Genomic DNA, 15,181 nt, shown 5'->3' with positions numbered 1-15,181 from the left:
ATTAATGACTCATGGTTTTTTTACTCAGATTACCCACTACCGATTACCTCTGCGATATCCAGATCGTAAGTGCAGAAAGCAGGTTTTTCTTGGTCGATGATGTGCCGTACCAATCCTTCATCAACTTGACCAGGTCGCTCAGGTCGCAGGCGTACAATGAAGTGATAAGGACGCCCACCGCCCAACATGGAGTCTTCGCCAAGGCGGGTTTCCCCTAAAAGGAAACCTTTACCAAAGATTTCTTCAATACTAATGTGCTTATCAGCTTCTTCAGGGAGATGCTCATCGAGTGGCAAGTCTGTATAGAGATGTAGATAGAGCCGCAACCCCCGTCGCGTTCCTCGCCAGCGATAAAGTTCTACCGCCTGACGAATCAGATATCGCTGCCGATTTAGACTCCATCGAGGGTCCATCGGCCATGCTACCCAGTGGGCTAGAAAGGGTAGCATCGTCGTCGGCGCAGTCAAAGGATCTAAGTAAGCCCACAACAGATCCATCGACTGCACTGCGGGTTCAAAAGTCTCCTCAAAAATCTTTAAAAAGCGACCAATAAAGTCTACTTCCCGATAGAGACTGGGCAAAAAATCCAGGTAGAGACTGCGGGGACGTACATAAAGGTTGAAAGCTGCGGATTCAATTAGTTGCCGACCTGGTGTAGCAATCCCTCCAGTTCCTCCTAGCTCTGTGTAGTACACATAAAGGCGGCTATGATAATCAACGACTAGGGTTTCGCCCGACTCCAAAGACTGGTTATTCTCAAAGAAGTTGGTTGGGATTTGGAAATATAACACCGCATCCATCTGCTGACCTGGAGCAATTTCATGCCCCTCCATCCCAATGCGACACCATTGGCTTGGAAAGTTGCCCTCAAGTTGCAGGCTCACGTCTAGGATTCGGGTTCCCAGGTTTTTTAGCTGCACCACCATTTCACTGGGTTCGCCTGGATACACGAGCAATTGATTGCTCGTCATGCCTTCGGTACTGACACTGCCACTGAGTGCCAGGGCATTAGCCGTGCTACTCGCCCCCACTGGCTGAACTGCCTCGGCAAGCTGCATGGGGGTGAGTGTCAGGTGTAAGATTTTACCGTGCGACGTGCTTTGAGTCATGGTCTGTGGTGAGTGCTGAAAATCAGGGGTGAGGGCGGAAAACTCAGTGAAAAATCAGACAGTGGAAAGCCAGAAGCCAGCAGTTAAAAATTGAGAAGAACTGATACTACTTTCTCATTCTGTTCACACTTGCACTGAGTCCGTGCTTCGCACCGCTTCGCTAACAGTCCTCATCCCTCAGTCCTTTATTGAATGAGGTTGACGACATGACCGGAGCGCAGGCGAGTGTTCAGCCAGGAACAGACTAGCCCTAAAGGGCCGGGATCGATGACCGGATTTTGAGGCAGTGTACGAACCCAGGTTTGTTCCTGCTGACGCAACTCAAACAGCTGCACCACACCTAAATAGCGAACGCCTGGAATTTGCTGGAATAAGGTGACAATGTCTGAAGGATAAACGGGGCGTCCAAAAGGCCAGCCTTTCCCATCCATTCCGCCAGTAAGTGGGTTGAGGAAGCGGTACAACGCTACCCGTAATTTCAGCAGAATTTCTTCTTGGGCACGGGGGTTATTGTACTCTGGCTCCAGTGCCACTTCAGTTTGAACAGACACTCCGACATATTCGGGTGCTTGCAGACGCACTTGCACTCCCAGCAGCCGTCGCTCGTTCAGGTAAGCATGGATTTGCTCGCTCAGTTGAGGGCTGAGGGAAAATAGGTCTGGGTGAATGCCTTCGCCTCGCGCGATCGCATCGGTATTCGCCTGGGGCACCAGCATCAGTCGAACGGTTCCTGCTTCGCTACTATCGGTAGGAGTCAGACAACGGGCACGAGCAACGCCACCACCTGCTGCCTGTAGCGCCAGTACCTCAAAATCTTCGGGGGTGACGGCGCGATCGCGGGTGCGGAGCATTGCTGGCACTCGGATGACGGCATCTTCCAATGATTCGGCGTCAGCACCGTTGCGGGCGGGGGTATGGTTAATGACTCTGGCAACGTAGGGAACGGCTGACTTGGGGATGGTAATGGTTCCCCGTTGAACATTGCCTTTTCGACCTCCTCCCGTGCGGTAAGCGACCATCCGAATCGCGGAGCCTTTGGGCGGCACTGCACCATATTGACGCTCTAGCGATCGCACTTCTTCGGGACGGGCGCTAGCATTCAACAGGCGATCGCTCACAAGGTTCTGCATCTGCGTTCTTGCGCGCAACTGAGTCTGCTGCTGGAGTTGGGCGGGTTCTCGAATCAGGGGGCCAAACTGAACCATCCCAGTCCGCGAGTCAATCGTGTAGTGAAGATCCTGAGGGCCAGAATCAGCAAAGTCATTGACTTCTGTCCATATTTGAGGCAAGGCTCCAGGCGGACTTACCAAAATGTATTCATCTTCCCGCCGTGTCAAGACAGGAACGCCTTGCAATTGGAAAGTTTGACCAGGCGTACCCTCGCTTTCTCCCAAAAGTTCATTTCTAATCTGTTCGCATTGAGAAGCAAGGACGGTGCCACCAATCGCCCTCGCCGACAAACTCACAATCCGCGGAGAACTACTGTAACCTGGTTGCGTAGGGTCGATGTGACTATAAACGCAGCGCAGCCAGCGACCCTGGTAGGTGAGGAAGTGGCTCACAGGCCAGCGTTGGGGCAGATGTAGCACGACGTCCCCACTTTGGAGGGGATTGCTTCCAGTCCGAGCGAATTCGCTGAAACTAAATCCTTTCGTGCCATCATCAGCTTCCTGCAACAAAACCGGCTGCCAGTACGCGCCATTCCAAGCTTCCCAGCGGCGAGGAGGCGCGTCGGGATTAATCCCAGTAGATGTCGCAACTTCTCCTTTAAACTTGACTGCCAAAACATTCCCTTCGCATTCGTCCTCCGGGTCGAATACCAGATAAAAGCAATTTCCCGACTGGGGTTGCTCATCAAAAAAGGCTAATTCTCTGCCCATCCACTCACCGTCAGGGCGCAGAGTCCAAAGGTTCGTGAAGCGATCGCGTAACATTTGGGGAGTATCTTCAACCGTCTGAGCGGTTAGAAAATGTCGGATACTCGGTTTGCCAATCACCAGGGGCTGGTTGGTACTGAAGACAATCGCTTGCTCAGTTTCTGTCCTGACGGTCGCAATTTCCACCCCAGATGGAATCGTATACGGTTCGGGCAAAGCAGCACTCAGATAAAAAGTCAGGTCTGTCTGAGCGGGAACCGGAGCTTGCAGGCGAACCCCTAGCAACTCTAAAAAAGCAACGTAGTTACGACGGGGAACTTGGTTAAACCGCAGCAACATTTGATCGGTCAGCCACGCAAATAGCTCAATCAGCGTGATGCCAGGATCGCTAGGGTTATAATTCGTCCACTCCGGACAATAGCGAGGAATCCGTAGAATGCACTCATCTACTAAATCTTTGAATGTCCGATCATCTAAATCAGACTTCGGTAACTTGGGTAAAAAATCAAAGTCCATTATTAATAAATAATCGGTAACTAGGAATTGGTAATTAGTAATTGGGCAAAAGTTATAGAAATGCGATAAATGAGTAGGGATTTTGAATTAAAGAATTCTCTTGTTACTCAAAACCCTCATGAACCATCACTCCTCTTTGCCGTTCAGATAGAAAGGATAGACCAAGCTCCGAGCATCATAAGTGCCCTTAGGATGGTATTCCACAATAATATCCACTCGACCTCGGATGGGATCGGGGTCAGTCCGCACCAAATCGATGACAATGCGCGGCTCCCACATTTCTAGAGCTTCTTGGACGTGCAAGCGCAACAGGAGAAGGGTTTGAGTATTCATAGGCGCAAAGACCATCTCCGATAAGCGCGACCCAAAATTGGGTCGATACACCCTTTCTCCGATTTCAGTCCGCAGGATAATCCGAATAGATTCTTCGATATTCCGTTCTGCCGAACTGAGTTGAAGCCCTCCCTGTACGTTCACCCGTAGTGGGAAAGACCATCCCGTACCCAAGTGGCTGCGCTGCTTATCCGATCCTTCTGGCATAAAAGTGACTCTGTGCCTAGTATCGCAGCTACTTTACTAAAGCTGAAAGTCCCCGACTATTCGCCAAAAGTCGAGTTATCCCAAGCTGTCTGTAGTCCTAGGTTCTAGAGGCGGTGCCCTTCTACCTCAAAGCGGGTTGTAGCCGAAGGCAACAGTCGCCAAGCGCAGCCAGTCACCAGCACATACAACATTGCTTAAATGACCTGAATCAGTTTGACACTGCGGGAGCTACCCCGTGTTTAGTGGCTGACTAATCGTTGACTCTCTACCCAGTATCCTGTTTTTGATGGAAATGGAGGTTTTATAAAACCGGGATGCTCTTTGTGTGCGAGACATACTCCAAGAATTAGTAATGTAATAAGTCGTGCTTGGACAGCACCCCAGAGCAAGTGGTTGGAGCGAATTGGTCAGCAGTTAAAGACAGAGGTTATTGTATATCGGGATGCTTTTTATCGCGCAGCGTTTAAGGTTTAGGACGAGAAACTTTAGCGACTGAACAAGACTTTTGAGGGGTGATTAGAAGAGATTTTGCTGAAAATTAACATTATTCTTTGGGAAAGTTCAAGCTAAATCTGTGGGTTTCTTACAGATATGATTTAGACCTCGAATTTAAGGTTTTTTTATTGTTATGACAGAGCAAATAAGGGAAAAATTCATCTATAACGGAGAAATATACTATTTAGCTGGCTTAGAGCCTTCTTTAAAATATCCGGTTGATGGGATTAATTATACAGCAGAAGAATCTGTAAATTTTGATGAAATAGAAGATAAAATATTTGATTTGATAAATGAGGAATTAGTTCTCTCAAATGTAATAAAAGAAGGATTTTTAATTAGACCGCACGACTATGGGATGAAAGAGATTCTATTTTCTACAGCTTGCCGGAGAGGATTTTATTCAACCTATGAAATTGTTAATGAAGAATTGTTTTTGAAGGAAATGACTGTCGGTAGTGTTACTGGTGGTCATAAACCTATAAAAGGAGTTATGCCAACCTACGATAACCGTAGTGGTTTTTGTTATCGGAATCTTAAAGTTTTTACCCGTTTTACTGGGAGAATCACCTTAGGTAAAGACTTCATTGATGGAATCTTCTTAAAACCTCTTTTGGAGATGACATTTTATCAAGGCAAATTAGTTGCAATTCAAGACTTTTCATTAGACATTTCCATTAGTCTTGCTGTTATCTTTGGCGGGTTAGAAGCTGTTAAGAGACGCTTGGCTAGTGCAGTGTCAGCGCAAAGAATTCTTGCATTAAGCGGTGCCCTCTATTATGGCGAGTCAGGCTTAGATTTGGTGATTCCTGCTTTGCTGGATGAATCGGCACAGGTAATGTGGGCTGCGTACTCGCTACTGCGGACAAGGACAGAAACGAAAGTCAAAATTGCCTTGCAAGAATTCAATCCTTATCAATTTTTTGAATGTCTTTGTACCTTTGAGGGGCATTCTGACTATGTTAGTTCGGTAGCGATCGCGCCGGATGGTAAAACCATTGTTAGTGGCAGTGGCGATATGAATATCAAAGTGTGGAATATTCTGACGGGCAAGTGTAGGGGCACCTTCGAGGGGCATTTAGGCTGGGTTGATTCTGTAGCAATAGCGCCAGATGGTAAGACTTTTGTCAGTGCTAGTAGGGACAACAACTTCTGTGGTAGAGGGGGCTTAACGAGTATCAACGTATGGGATATTCTGACGGGCAAGTGTCAGCGCAGCCTACAAATACTAGGAATATTCCCAGATGGTAAAACTTTGATTCATGGTCGTCAGTATAAAACCATCAAAGCGTTAGATAAAGAGACGAGGGAGTGCCTCCGCATGGTAAATAAGTTTTTATGGGATGTTTATTTCGTAGCAATAGCCCCGAACGATCAAACGATTGTTAGTAGCAATGATGACAACATCCTCAAAGTGTGGGATATCGAAGCAGGTAAGTGGAAGGGTTCGCTACAGGGGCATTCACGCCGAGTTTATTCCTTAGCAATAGCCCTGGATGGAAGGACGATTGTTAGTGGCAGTAAGGACAATACTATTAAAGTGTGGGATCTCGTGACGTGCGAGTGTAAGGGCACACTAGAGGGACATTCAGACTATGTTCTTTGCGTAGCAATAGCGACGGATGGTAAAACTATTGTCAGTGGCAGTAAAGACAACACCATCAAAGTGTGGGATCTTGAGACGTGCGAGTGCAGAGGTACGCTAGAGGGGCATTCAAACGCAGTGAGTTCCGTAGCAATAACCCCAGATGGAAGGACGATTGCTAGTGGCAGTTACGACAACACCATCAAAGTCTGGGGAATTCGATAAGGGAAGTTTGAAGTATTCCCTGGCGAGGATGATTTGGGCAATTCAGGGCTGCCCTCGTCGGGATTTGCCGACGCACCTTGGGGAATAAACGATCGCTAACCCAAACTAGAAATAACGAATTCTACCTCTTATAGTTGCTCATTAAGGAGCAACTAATACAGTGACTCCTGTGGCAATCACAGGTAAAGAAATGGGAACTGGAGGCACAGTAGGAGTTGCTCCCACTGCCATTGTGCCCATATGCGCCACTGGACGCCCGCAAGCCAGAACGGTGACAGAACAAGGCATCGCGAGAGCGCCAGCAATTGACGGACCCGTGACAGCATCTCCCAGACAAGCGATAGGTCGCCCCATAACTAAAACGGTTGGTGCCCCCGGTCCGATAATGGGACTACCACTAGCGACATCGCCCAATACGGCTACTGGTAACATAGAACCTTCCTTAATCGTTAATCGAGAATGGCTAATTGTGTACCACGTTCCTATGGTTAGGCATTAGCCATTGGTCGCGATCGCAATTGCTTCTTGCCCGCTCCCCTCAATTGTTAACAATTCAGCCGAATCAGCGGTGCGGTCATACTCGCTGTGGCAGCTGCCATAATCGCCACCGCAGCACCTGCTTGCAGGTTCAACGCTGCGCCAGACTGTACGCTTACAGCAGCAGCCGACTGCGCCGACAAAGCACCGCCGGATTGTAGCGACAACGCCGCACCAGCTTTCATAGTGGCAGCACCCCCAGACTTCAAGTCTAAAACTCCGCCTGCTTGAGCGCTTAACTTGGCTGCGGTTTGAAGTTCTATGCCAGCAGGTGCGAGTTTTATACTACTAGGGCCTGATTGCAGCAGAATTTCCATTGGTGCTGAAATACTCACTTTTTGCACTGCCTGCATCGTGATGGTGTTGGTCATGTCATTCATCAGCAACTTCTGACCGCCAGTTGTTGTGATATCCAGCTTCTTATTGAGATCGTCGATGAGGATCTTATGACCGCCTTTGGTTTTAATTTCGATCTTCTTATTTTGATCGTCTAGGCGCACATAATGACCGTCAGTCGTTTTAATTTCCACAAACTTTTCGCTGTCATTCATGTGACATTTATGAGCGCCTATCGTCTCAATGTAGACACCAGCCTTGCTAGTATCTTTATCCTCTTCCACAAACTGTAATTTATGCCCAGTACGGGTTTTAAATGTCCGAAGTCGGACTTTGCCTTCACCTGAAATTGTATTATCAACATCTTCCGGCGGTGCATCTGTACCGTTCCAGACACCGCCAATGACGTAGGGGCGATGAATATCGCCGTGTTCAAAGGCAACCAATACCTCGTCATTGACCTCCGGCAGACAATCAAACCCGCGATTTACACCAGCTCCGGCTCCCACCACTCTGGCCCAGTTACTTTCGTGTTCCTCTGTTAAAGTGGGAAACTTTACTCTCACTCGACCCCATTTTTTGGGATCTTTGTTATTCGTGACAATTCCTACTAACAATGTTTGTCCTGCTTGGAGATGGGTTCGGGGAGACAGGGTTGCCAGAAGATCGTCTCCCCGCAATCCCCGCACGCTAAATTCGGTAGTGTAGAACCGTTCCTGATAAACGTGACGGGTTGTCGTGACGTAATACTTGCCGCTGTATTTGCCCATACTTGCCAAGTCCACGACCCGTCCCGGTCGAATTCGAGGATCGCCTTCAGCTTTGGCATCAGCGTAGACAAATTCCCCCGATAACTCGTTATACAAAGCTTGCGCGATCGCGTCTGATTCTGCCTGAGAAGAGACTGGCTGATCGACAACAATCATCTTGGGGGTACTGCTAAAGCTAGTGCTAGTTGCTTTGCCCTTGCCTTGTTTGGTATCGGTAATGACTTGTGTTGTTTGACTGCTTTTAGTAGATGCAATCACCTGTTTACTTTTATAATCCCAAGCTCTTACCTCAACAGAATCTACCTGTTCGGCACTTGTTACCCGAACTTGGAAACTATGTATTTCTTGTAACCACTTGAGAGCCAAAGAAGCACCCGCTACCGGCTTGCGGAAGTGCAGTTTCCCATCTTGCACAAACAACTCAAAACCGTTCCGGGCTGCCCGTTCTCGCAAGAATTCCATGTTGGTTTGATTTTCTTGGAAAATATAGCCAACGGGATCGCCAAAGCCATAAGGCCCGCCACTTTCGTCAATGGTGCCCGCTGTAATCCCCAATTCACCGATAATTTGCCGAACAATGTCGGTGTCGGTCATGTTTTGGAAAGAGCGGTTGTAGCGTCCCCGATGTAGGCGATGAGAAACGTCATACCCGCGAATCACGACCGGAGCTTGAGAACCACTGGTAAAGTGGGTTTCAATTGCTGTAATCTCGCCATTCAGAATGTTGCCCTGCTGTGGATCGTCAAAATCAGCATCTTCTGTAGTGCTGGATTTAAAGCCAATCTGGACGGGTTTACCAATTGTTAATAAGTTTTCGTAGCGCCAAAGTTCATCTCCTTCGCGCCCTGGGAAGTAGTCGTTCCGGATAACTAGGGTAAACATGGCTGGAAGATGGAGGCTTTCTTCTACGGAGATTTGAAGAATATCTTCCATCAAACTCGCAGGAGCATCATCTCCATCAATTTTTATTTGAGGATAGGATATATACTTTGGCATTTGTAGGCAACACGTAAATGATTTTAGCTTCTAAATTTTAGATTTTGGATGAAATCCTGACTGGCATTTTTTTTCAAATTTTTTATTCTTTGGTATTTGAACTATAGGGGTCTTTTGCCTTGTTGCCTGACAAATCTCGAATTTTTAGGCTAGATTTTGTAATCTCAAATTAGAACTGTGAGCTTAGTTTGGTAAAAAAACTCTCTGTCAAAACTAAGATTTTTTAAAATTATCAGGCGTTTTGTTAGTCAAGCAAGGTAATCTACACGCGGATAATTTCTCAATCACCGAGAGGATATTTAAACCCATGCAGACGTTCATCCAAATTCAAAATTTAGAACGCAAGTTTCAGCTAGTTTAGAAGAAACTCTACGCCCCCGCCCATTCTCCAAAGGTCGAACTACAATTTTTTTCTAACCTTCTGGTTCAGCGCAATCCAACAAATGATGACCGTTCATGTAGCTTTTCGAGTCTTGCTGCCTCGACTTTCCCCGACGCGATTCACACTAGAAGGAGCTTCTGGAGAGCCTGGGGGGATAAGTACATCTACTTCGTGGAGGGTCAGGCTAGCTGAAGCACGCACGGGAGTCCCATCAGGTAGAAACATGGTCAGTTCGTAACTGAGTGATTGCACAAAGCAACGGAGGTATTCTTGGGCACCCCAAGTAAAGACATAGACGGGCGGGACATCTTGACCATCGGGAAATTCAACAGCTTTTTTTAGTTTGTTGATGTACCAGAGGACGCTGGTTCCTTCCTCATAGGTATCAAACAAAATCTCTGAGATAGTGAGTTTATAAGGATCTATACTTTGGAAGCTGACTTTCGGCAGTCCTCTAGCAGTACGTGCGCCTTGAGGGGCATTGATTTGAACACTCCGGCTGAAGGAAAGCTTGGTGGGGTTGAACATGAACTCAATCGTGTCCACACCCTGTGCTGGAACCTTTGGAATAAGTTTTGCTTTGACCAAACGAGTGGTTGACATATTATTCTCCTTAATAATGGCAGTGACTTTACCAGGGCAGGCGTCCAGAATAGTTATTTCCTCGACGCTCTCGCTCTATTTCCAACCGTTGCCGGATAAAACTATAGACTTCACGAGCTAGAAGCTCTAAGTTGTCGGTGGCTTCTTCACTAGAGAAATTATCAACGGTAGATACGCTTTGATCGATTGCTCCTACTTGGCTATCAGCGTCCCCCATTAACTGTATAAGAGCTTCCATTCCAGAGGCTGATGTGCGACGCGAGGGCATGGAATAGGTCTGAATAACATTGCCCAAACTATTGTTTTGTGGGGAATTTATCAGGGGCTGGGAAACATTTGATTGGGAGCTGTTAGAGTCGGATGGTTTGGAAATTATCGGCTTTTGCGGTGCCTCCCACGTCCTCTGTTCTGAGAGAGGTTGTACAACGATTGATTCGCTTGCTTTAGGCGTATTCTCCCCTATTAATTCAGAAATACTTGACCAAGATGTTGGTATCTCTCTGGTGTTTGTAGAACTGTTTAAGGAAGGTAGAGTTTCAGGGGAAGAGGAAAAGGAAGAAGGTGCCATTTGCACTTGTTCTACACTGCTTGAAAATGCTGTAGCTTCTTGGTTATTCTGCCCTGAATCTTCTGGCATTCTCTGGATAGGAATAGGCGGCTCCGAAGCAGACGAGAAGTTTAAGGAGAGCGGTGCAAGAAAGGATTCCTCAACCTTATTGCTGCCCATGTCTGGAAATGGGGAAGCGAGAAGACTGGATTGTTGAGCTAGAGGGCTGAGAATGGATAGATTAGTCAGCACTTGAGGCAATTGAGGCAGTTCTTCGCTCTCGTCAAGCGACTCTGTTTCCACCAAAGGTCGTATAACGGTGGGTTCAATTTGTGTGCTTTGAGGCACCTCTACAGGGGGATTGGCAAAGGATGTAGAAGCGATCGCTGCTGGTGCCAAGCCAGCCAAATTTTCACGTGCTGGTTCGGTTTCTAATTTCGGTTGAATGAGTGTAGCGTCTGGCGTTGTTGTACTTTCAGGTACTTGTATGGAATCGGTAAAAGCGATCGCGTCTGGTGCCAATCCAGCCAAATTTTCACTTACCGATTCAGGTTCTAATTTCGGTTGAAGGACTGTAGCGTCTGGCGTTGTTGTACTTTCAGGTACTTGTCTGGAGTCGGTGGAAGCGATGCCTTGTTTTGTATCAACCGGAAAATCTTCACTTGTTGGTACGGTTTCTAATTTCGGTTGAATGACTGTAGCGTCTGGCGTTGTTGTACTTCCAGGGACTTGTCTGGAGTCGGTAGAAGCGATCGCTTCTGGTGCCAAGCCAGCCAAATTTTCACGTGCTGGTACGGTTTCTAATTTCGGTTGAATGACTGTAGCTTCTGGCGTTGTTGTACTTTCAGGGACTTGTATGGAATCGGTGAAAGCGATCGCTTCTGGTGCCAATCCAGCCAAATTTTCACTGACTGGTTCGGGTTCTAATTTCGGTTGAATGACTGTAGCTTCTGGCGTTGTTGTACTTTCAGGTACTTGTATGGAATCGGTGGAAGCGAGCGCGTCTGGTGCCAAGCCAGCCAAATTTTCACTTACCGATTCAGGTTCTAATTTCGGTTGAATGACTGTAGCGTCTGGCGTTGTTGTACTTCCAGGGACTTGTCTGGAGTCGGTAGAAGCGATCGCGTCTGGTGCTAGCCCAGCAACCTTTTCACTTACCGATTCAGGTTCTAATTTCGGTTGAATGACTGTAGCGTCTGGCGTTGTTGTACTTTCAGGTACTTGTCTGGAGTCGGTGGAAGCGATCGCTTTTGGTGCTAACCGAGTCAAATCTTCACTTGCCGATACGGTTTCTAATTTCGGTTGAATGACTGTAGCGCCTATAATCGGCGTACTTTCGGGCATCTGTAGAGGAGAGTCGGTTGATTCAGTAGGTGAAAGCGCCAAGTTGAACGCTTCAGGCTCTTTTACCGATGATTCTATTGGGAGTGGTAATTCAGCGATGGGTGCCAGGAATTCCGGCAACACTTCTGCCTTTGTTTGTGGAGATAATTCCCCCATCGGTTGTATTAGCGTGGATTCTGTAGGCGTCGTTTCTTCGCGTACAGATTTTGGAGCGATCGCAGAGGTGGAAATCGGGGGAGATGAGCTTACCTGTGATGGAAATTCAGCCTTTAACTGCACCGCAGGCTCAAATGGTTCCAGGACATCTGACACTGGTGATGTTGAGTCAGACGGCTGTGAATTTAAGCTGGCTTGTACAAGGGTTGATATGTTAGGTGTGGTTTCAGGTGGCGCAGTAGCTGGTGTGGAAAGCGAGGGTGTGGGGGCGAAGTTGTCAGTTACTTCTGAAGAGAAATTTTCCTCCATCCTTTGTACCAGTGGGGGTTCACCTGGTTCTGTGGCTGTTGAAAGCGCTGGTGCCTTTTGAACTAGGGATTCTACCTTTGTTACAGGCGCTGTGCTATCCGAACGGTCAACTGTTATATTCTCAGAAGCGATCGCTGGCATTTCAACTGATTCCGCCTCTGTCATCCCAGAAAATGACATTGGTGACTCAATCGATTCCGTAACCTTCGATAACGTAGTTTCTGTGTGGTTTGCTGCTTTTGTTTCCGACAGAGGTTGTACAACAACTCGATCTGTAGTGGCTTCTGGCACAGTCTTGGAAGTGGTCAAATTAGAGACTGCGGCTAAGTTTTCGTTTACTGCTGAAGTAAGTTCTAACTCTGTCTCTGGTGGCACCGATGCCGCTTGCGGTGCAGTTAACGGAGGCATTTGTACCTTTTGAACTTGCAGTTCAGCTTGTAACAGCGGTTGTTCTACGGTTGGTGCGATGGCGGCTGTATCTGGCTGCACAGATGAAGGCATAGTGGGTGAGGACGAATCAGCCAGAGGGTTTTTCACCTGAGTCATCTGTTCTGGCGCTGGTGCTGTAATAGATGACGTGAATTCCTCAACCGCTGGTGCCCTTTGAACTTGTGGTTCTGTATGCGAAAGGGTTTGTCCCAAAGTTGGTTGGCTATCAATGGGATCTCGCTGGCTAGCAATGGTGTCTCGGGGTGCTGATGCTACGTTTGGTGCTATTTGTTCGTTAATTGCTGGTGCTTTTTGAACTTGTGGTTCTGTATCCAAAAAGGCTTGTCCTAACCTTGCTTCGGTTGCGGCTGTCTTAGTTGGCACCGATGAAGGTGTGGTTGAAGAGGGTAAACTGATCTCGTTGCTTCTTTCAGTTCCTAGTGCTGCATCTGGTTCCGTGGCAACCTCAATCGCCACTGTCCTTTGAATTATGCTGGCTGAGGGTGAACTAGCAATCGCATTGCTTATCTCAGTTGCTGGTGCTTCAATGGGTGCCGTGATAGCGTCAATTGTTGGTGCCCTTTGAATTGTCCTGGGTGAGGGCGAACTAGCAATTTCATTGCTTATCTCAGAAGTTTGTGCTGCGATAAGTGTTGTTGGTTCGTTAATTTCTGCTGTCCGTTGAATTGAGCTGGGTGAGGGCGAACTAGCAATTTCATTGCTTATTTCAGTTCCGGCTGCTTCAAGGGGTGCCGTGATAGTCTCAATCGCTTCTGTCCGTTGAATTGAGCTGGGTGAGGGCGAATTAGCGCTCTCATTGCTTATTTCAGTTGTTGGTGTTACACCCGGTGTGGAAGCCTCAATCGCTTCTGTCCGTTGAATTGAGCTGGGTGAGGGCGAATTAGCGCTCTCATTACTTATTTCAGTTGCTGGTGTTGAATCTGATGCCGTGGAAGCCTCAAGCGCTGCTGTCCGTTGAATTGTTCTGGCTGAGGGCGAACTAGCGCTCTCATTACTTATTTCAGTACCTGTTGCTTCAAGGGGTATTGTGCTGGCTGAGGGCGAATTAGCGATCGCATTGCTTCTCTCAGTTGTTGGTGTTACATCCGGTGTGGAAGCCTCAATTTCTGCTGTCCGTTGAATTGGGGTGGATGAGGGCGAATTAGCAATTTCATTGCTTATTTCGATTCCTGCTGCTTCAAGGGGTGCCGTCTGTTCGTCAATTGTTGCTGCCCTTTGAATTGTGCTAGGTGAGGGCGAATTAGCAATTTCATTGCTTCTCTCAGTTGTTGGTGTTACACCCGGTGTGGAAGCCTCAAATGCTGCTGCCCTTTGAATTGTGCTAGCTGAGGGCGAATTAGCAATTTCATTGCTTATTTCAGTGCCTGCTGCTTCAAGGGGTGCCGTGAGAGCATCTATTGGTGACTGAATTGTGTTGGGTGAGGGCGAACTAGCGCTCTCATTGCTTATTTCAGTTCTTGGTGCTGCAATGGTTGCTGGTGTTGAATCTGGTGCCGTGGAAGCCTCAATCGTTACTGCCCTTTGAATTGTGCTGGGTGAGGGCGAACTAGCGATCGCATTGCTTCTCTCAGTTGTTGGTGTTATACCCGGTGTGGAAGCCTCAATTGCTGCTGCCCTTTGAATTGTACTGGCTGAGGGCGAATTAGCGATCTCATTGGTTATTTTAGTTTCTGCTACTTCAATGGGTGCCCTGAGAGCATCTATTGATGACTCAATTGTGCTGGGTGAGGGCGAACTAGCGCTATCGTTACTTCTCTCAGTTGTTGGTGTTACACCCGGTGTAGAAGCCTCAATCGATGCTGCCCTTTGAATTGTACTGGGTGAGGGCGAACTAGCAATCGCATTGCTTATTTCAATTCCTGCTGCTTCAAGAGGTGCCGTGAGAGCAGCTATGGGTGGCTGAATTGTGCTGGCTGAGGGCGAATTAGCGATCGCATTGCTTATTTCAGTTGCTGGTGCTGCAATGGGTGTCCTGACAGGACCAATCCCTACTGCTTTAGCTGGTAGTTCGGTAGCTAAAACGGGTTGCACTAATGTTGGATCGGTTGCCCGCATAACTGGCAAAGCAGCCTCTGCCGAGATCGGTGCCGTGTCAACATCGACCGATTCACTTAATTGTGAGCCTTGGGATTCTGCAAAAAAGGGTGAATTCTTGAAAGGATTATCTGGCGGAAATTCATCCGCCACTTCCTCAGAGAAAAAACCAGAAGGATTGAAAACGGTAATCGATCTTGCTCCCAGCGGGTGCAAAAATTTAGGATTTAGTAAGTTCTGCCCTAACGGATTAGGTGGAAGCAAGGGGTTTTTGATACCAAGGGGTTCCTGGGGTATCGTTTCTCCATCGGGAAAATTGTTCCTTGCTTCTGTGCCCTCATGTTCCGCCATATTTTTGTTGTGTTAATTT

General features: G+C 47.6%; 8 protein-coding genes. 1 reads left to right on the top strand and 7 read right to left on the bottom strand.

The genetic code is table 11. The annotated features are described in order from the left end of the window. Positions 1–29: 29 nt before the first annotated feature. From NDI44_RS05045 to NDI44_RS05035, 3 genes are all read right to left on the bottom strand, one after another. Positions 30–1,109: a phage tail protein gene (locus tag NDI44_RS05045; RefSeq protein WP_190412627.1), complete on the bottom strand. Its 1,080-nt coding sequence runs from the start codon at positions 1,107–1,109 to the stop codon at positions 30–32. Positions 1,110–1,294: 185 nt separating this feature from the next. Further along, positions 1,295–3,502, bottom strand: coding sequence for a putative baseplate assembly protein (locus tag NDI44_RS05040; protein WP_190412626.1), 2,208 nt, complete (start codon positions 3,500–3,502; stop codon positions 1,295–1,297). A gap of 126 nt (positions 3,503–3,628) precedes the next feature. After that, the gene (locus NDI44_RS05035) at positions 3,629–4,042 is read right to left on the bottom strand and encodes a GPW/gp25 family protein (protein ID WP_190412625.1); all 414 of its coding nucleotides are present in this window, start codon (positions 4,040–4,042) and stop codon (positions 3,629–3,631) included. A gap of 628 nt (positions 4,043–4,670) precedes the next feature. Here NDI44_RS05035 and NDI44_RS05030 point away from each other — a divergent pair. Further along, positions 4,671–6,347 carry a WD40 repeat domain-containing protein gene (locus tag NDI44_RS05030; RefSeq protein WP_190412624.1) on the top strand — a complete coding sequence of 559 codons (1,677 nt, stop codon included), beginning with the start codon at positions 4,671–4,673 and terminating at the stop codon, positions 6,345–6,347. Between the two features lie 141 nt (positions 6,348–6,488). Here the strand turns inward: NDI44_RS05030 and NDI44_RS05025 are convergent, their stop codons facing one another. The 4 genes from NDI44_RS05025 to NDI44_RS05010 form a co-directional block, all read right to left on the bottom strand. Then, positions 6,489–6,779 carry a PAAR domain-containing protein gene (locus NDI44_RS05025; protein WP_190412623.1) on the bottom strand — a complete coding sequence of 97 codons (291 nt, stop codon included), beginning with the start codon at positions 6,777–6,779 and terminating at the stop codon, positions 6,489–6,491. A 113-nt stretch (positions 6,780–6,892) separates the two neighbouring features. After that, entirely contained in the window at positions 6,893–8,986 is a 2,094-nt protein-coding gene (locus tag NDI44_RS05020) for a VgrG-related protein (RefSeq protein WP_190412622.1), read from the bottom strand. 454 nt (positions 8,987–9,440) lie between these two features. Continuing rightward, positions 9,441–9,971 carry a hypothetical protein gene (locus NDI44_RS05015; protein ID WP_190412621.1) on the bottom strand — a complete coding sequence of 177 codons (531 nt, stop codon included), beginning with the start codon at positions 9,969–9,971 and terminating at the stop codon, positions 9,441–9,443. A 28-nt stretch (positions 9,972–9,999) separates the two neighbouring features. After that, positions 10,000–15,162: a hypothetical protein gene (locus tag NDI44_RS05010; RefSeq protein WP_190412620.1), complete on the bottom strand. Its 5,163-nt coding sequence runs from the start codon at positions 15,160–15,162 to the stop codon at positions 10,000–10,002. Positions 15,163–15,181: the final 19 nt, after the last annotated feature.

This window comes from Trichocoleus sp. DQ-A3 (assembly GCF_039961975.1).
Classification (GTDB): domain Bacteria; phylum Cyanobacteriota; class Cyanobacteriia; order Cyanobacteriales; family FACHB-T130; genus FACHB-T130.
The sequence above is the reverse complement of the archived record's forward strand: the minus strand, read 5'-3'. Positions and strand labels throughout refer to the sequence as shown.

What these genes read in the sequence shown, in the direction of transcription:
- NDI44_RS05025 (WP_190412623.1), bottom strand. Translation starts at nt 6,779, where the DNA reads ATGTTACCAGTAGCCGTATTGGGCGATGTCGCTAGTGGTAGTCCCATT.
- NDI44_RS05015 (WP_190412621.1), bottom strand. Translation starts at nt 9,971, where the DNA reads ATGTCAACCACTCGTTTGGTCAAAGCAAAACTTATTCCAAAGGTTCCA.
- NDI44_RS05045 (WP_190412627.1), bottom strand. Translation starts at nt 1,109, where the DNA reads ATGACTCAAAGCACGTCGCACGGTAAAATCTTACACCTGACACTCACC.
- NDI44_RS05040 (WP_190412626.1), bottom strand. Translation starts at nt 3,502, where the DNA reads ATGGACTTTGATTTTTTACCCAAGTTACCGAAGTCTGATTTAGATGAT.
- NDI44_RS05010 (WP_190412620.1), bottom strand. Translation starts at nt 15,162, where the DNA reads ATGGCGGAACATGAGGGCACAGAAGCAAGGAACAATTTTCCCGATGGA.
- NDI44_RS05030 (WP_190412624.1), top strand. Translation starts at nt 4,671, where the DNA reads ATGACAGAGCAAATAAGGGAAAAATTCATCTATAACGGAGAAATATAC.
- NDI44_RS05020 (WP_190412622.1), bottom strand. Translation starts at nt 8,986, where the DNA reads ATGCCAAAGTATATATCCTATCCTCAAATAAAAATTGATGGAGATGAT.
- NDI44_RS05035 (WP_190412625.1), bottom strand. Translation starts at nt 4,042, where the DNA reads ATGCCAGAAGGATCGGATAAGCAGCGCAGCCACTTGGGTACGGGATGG.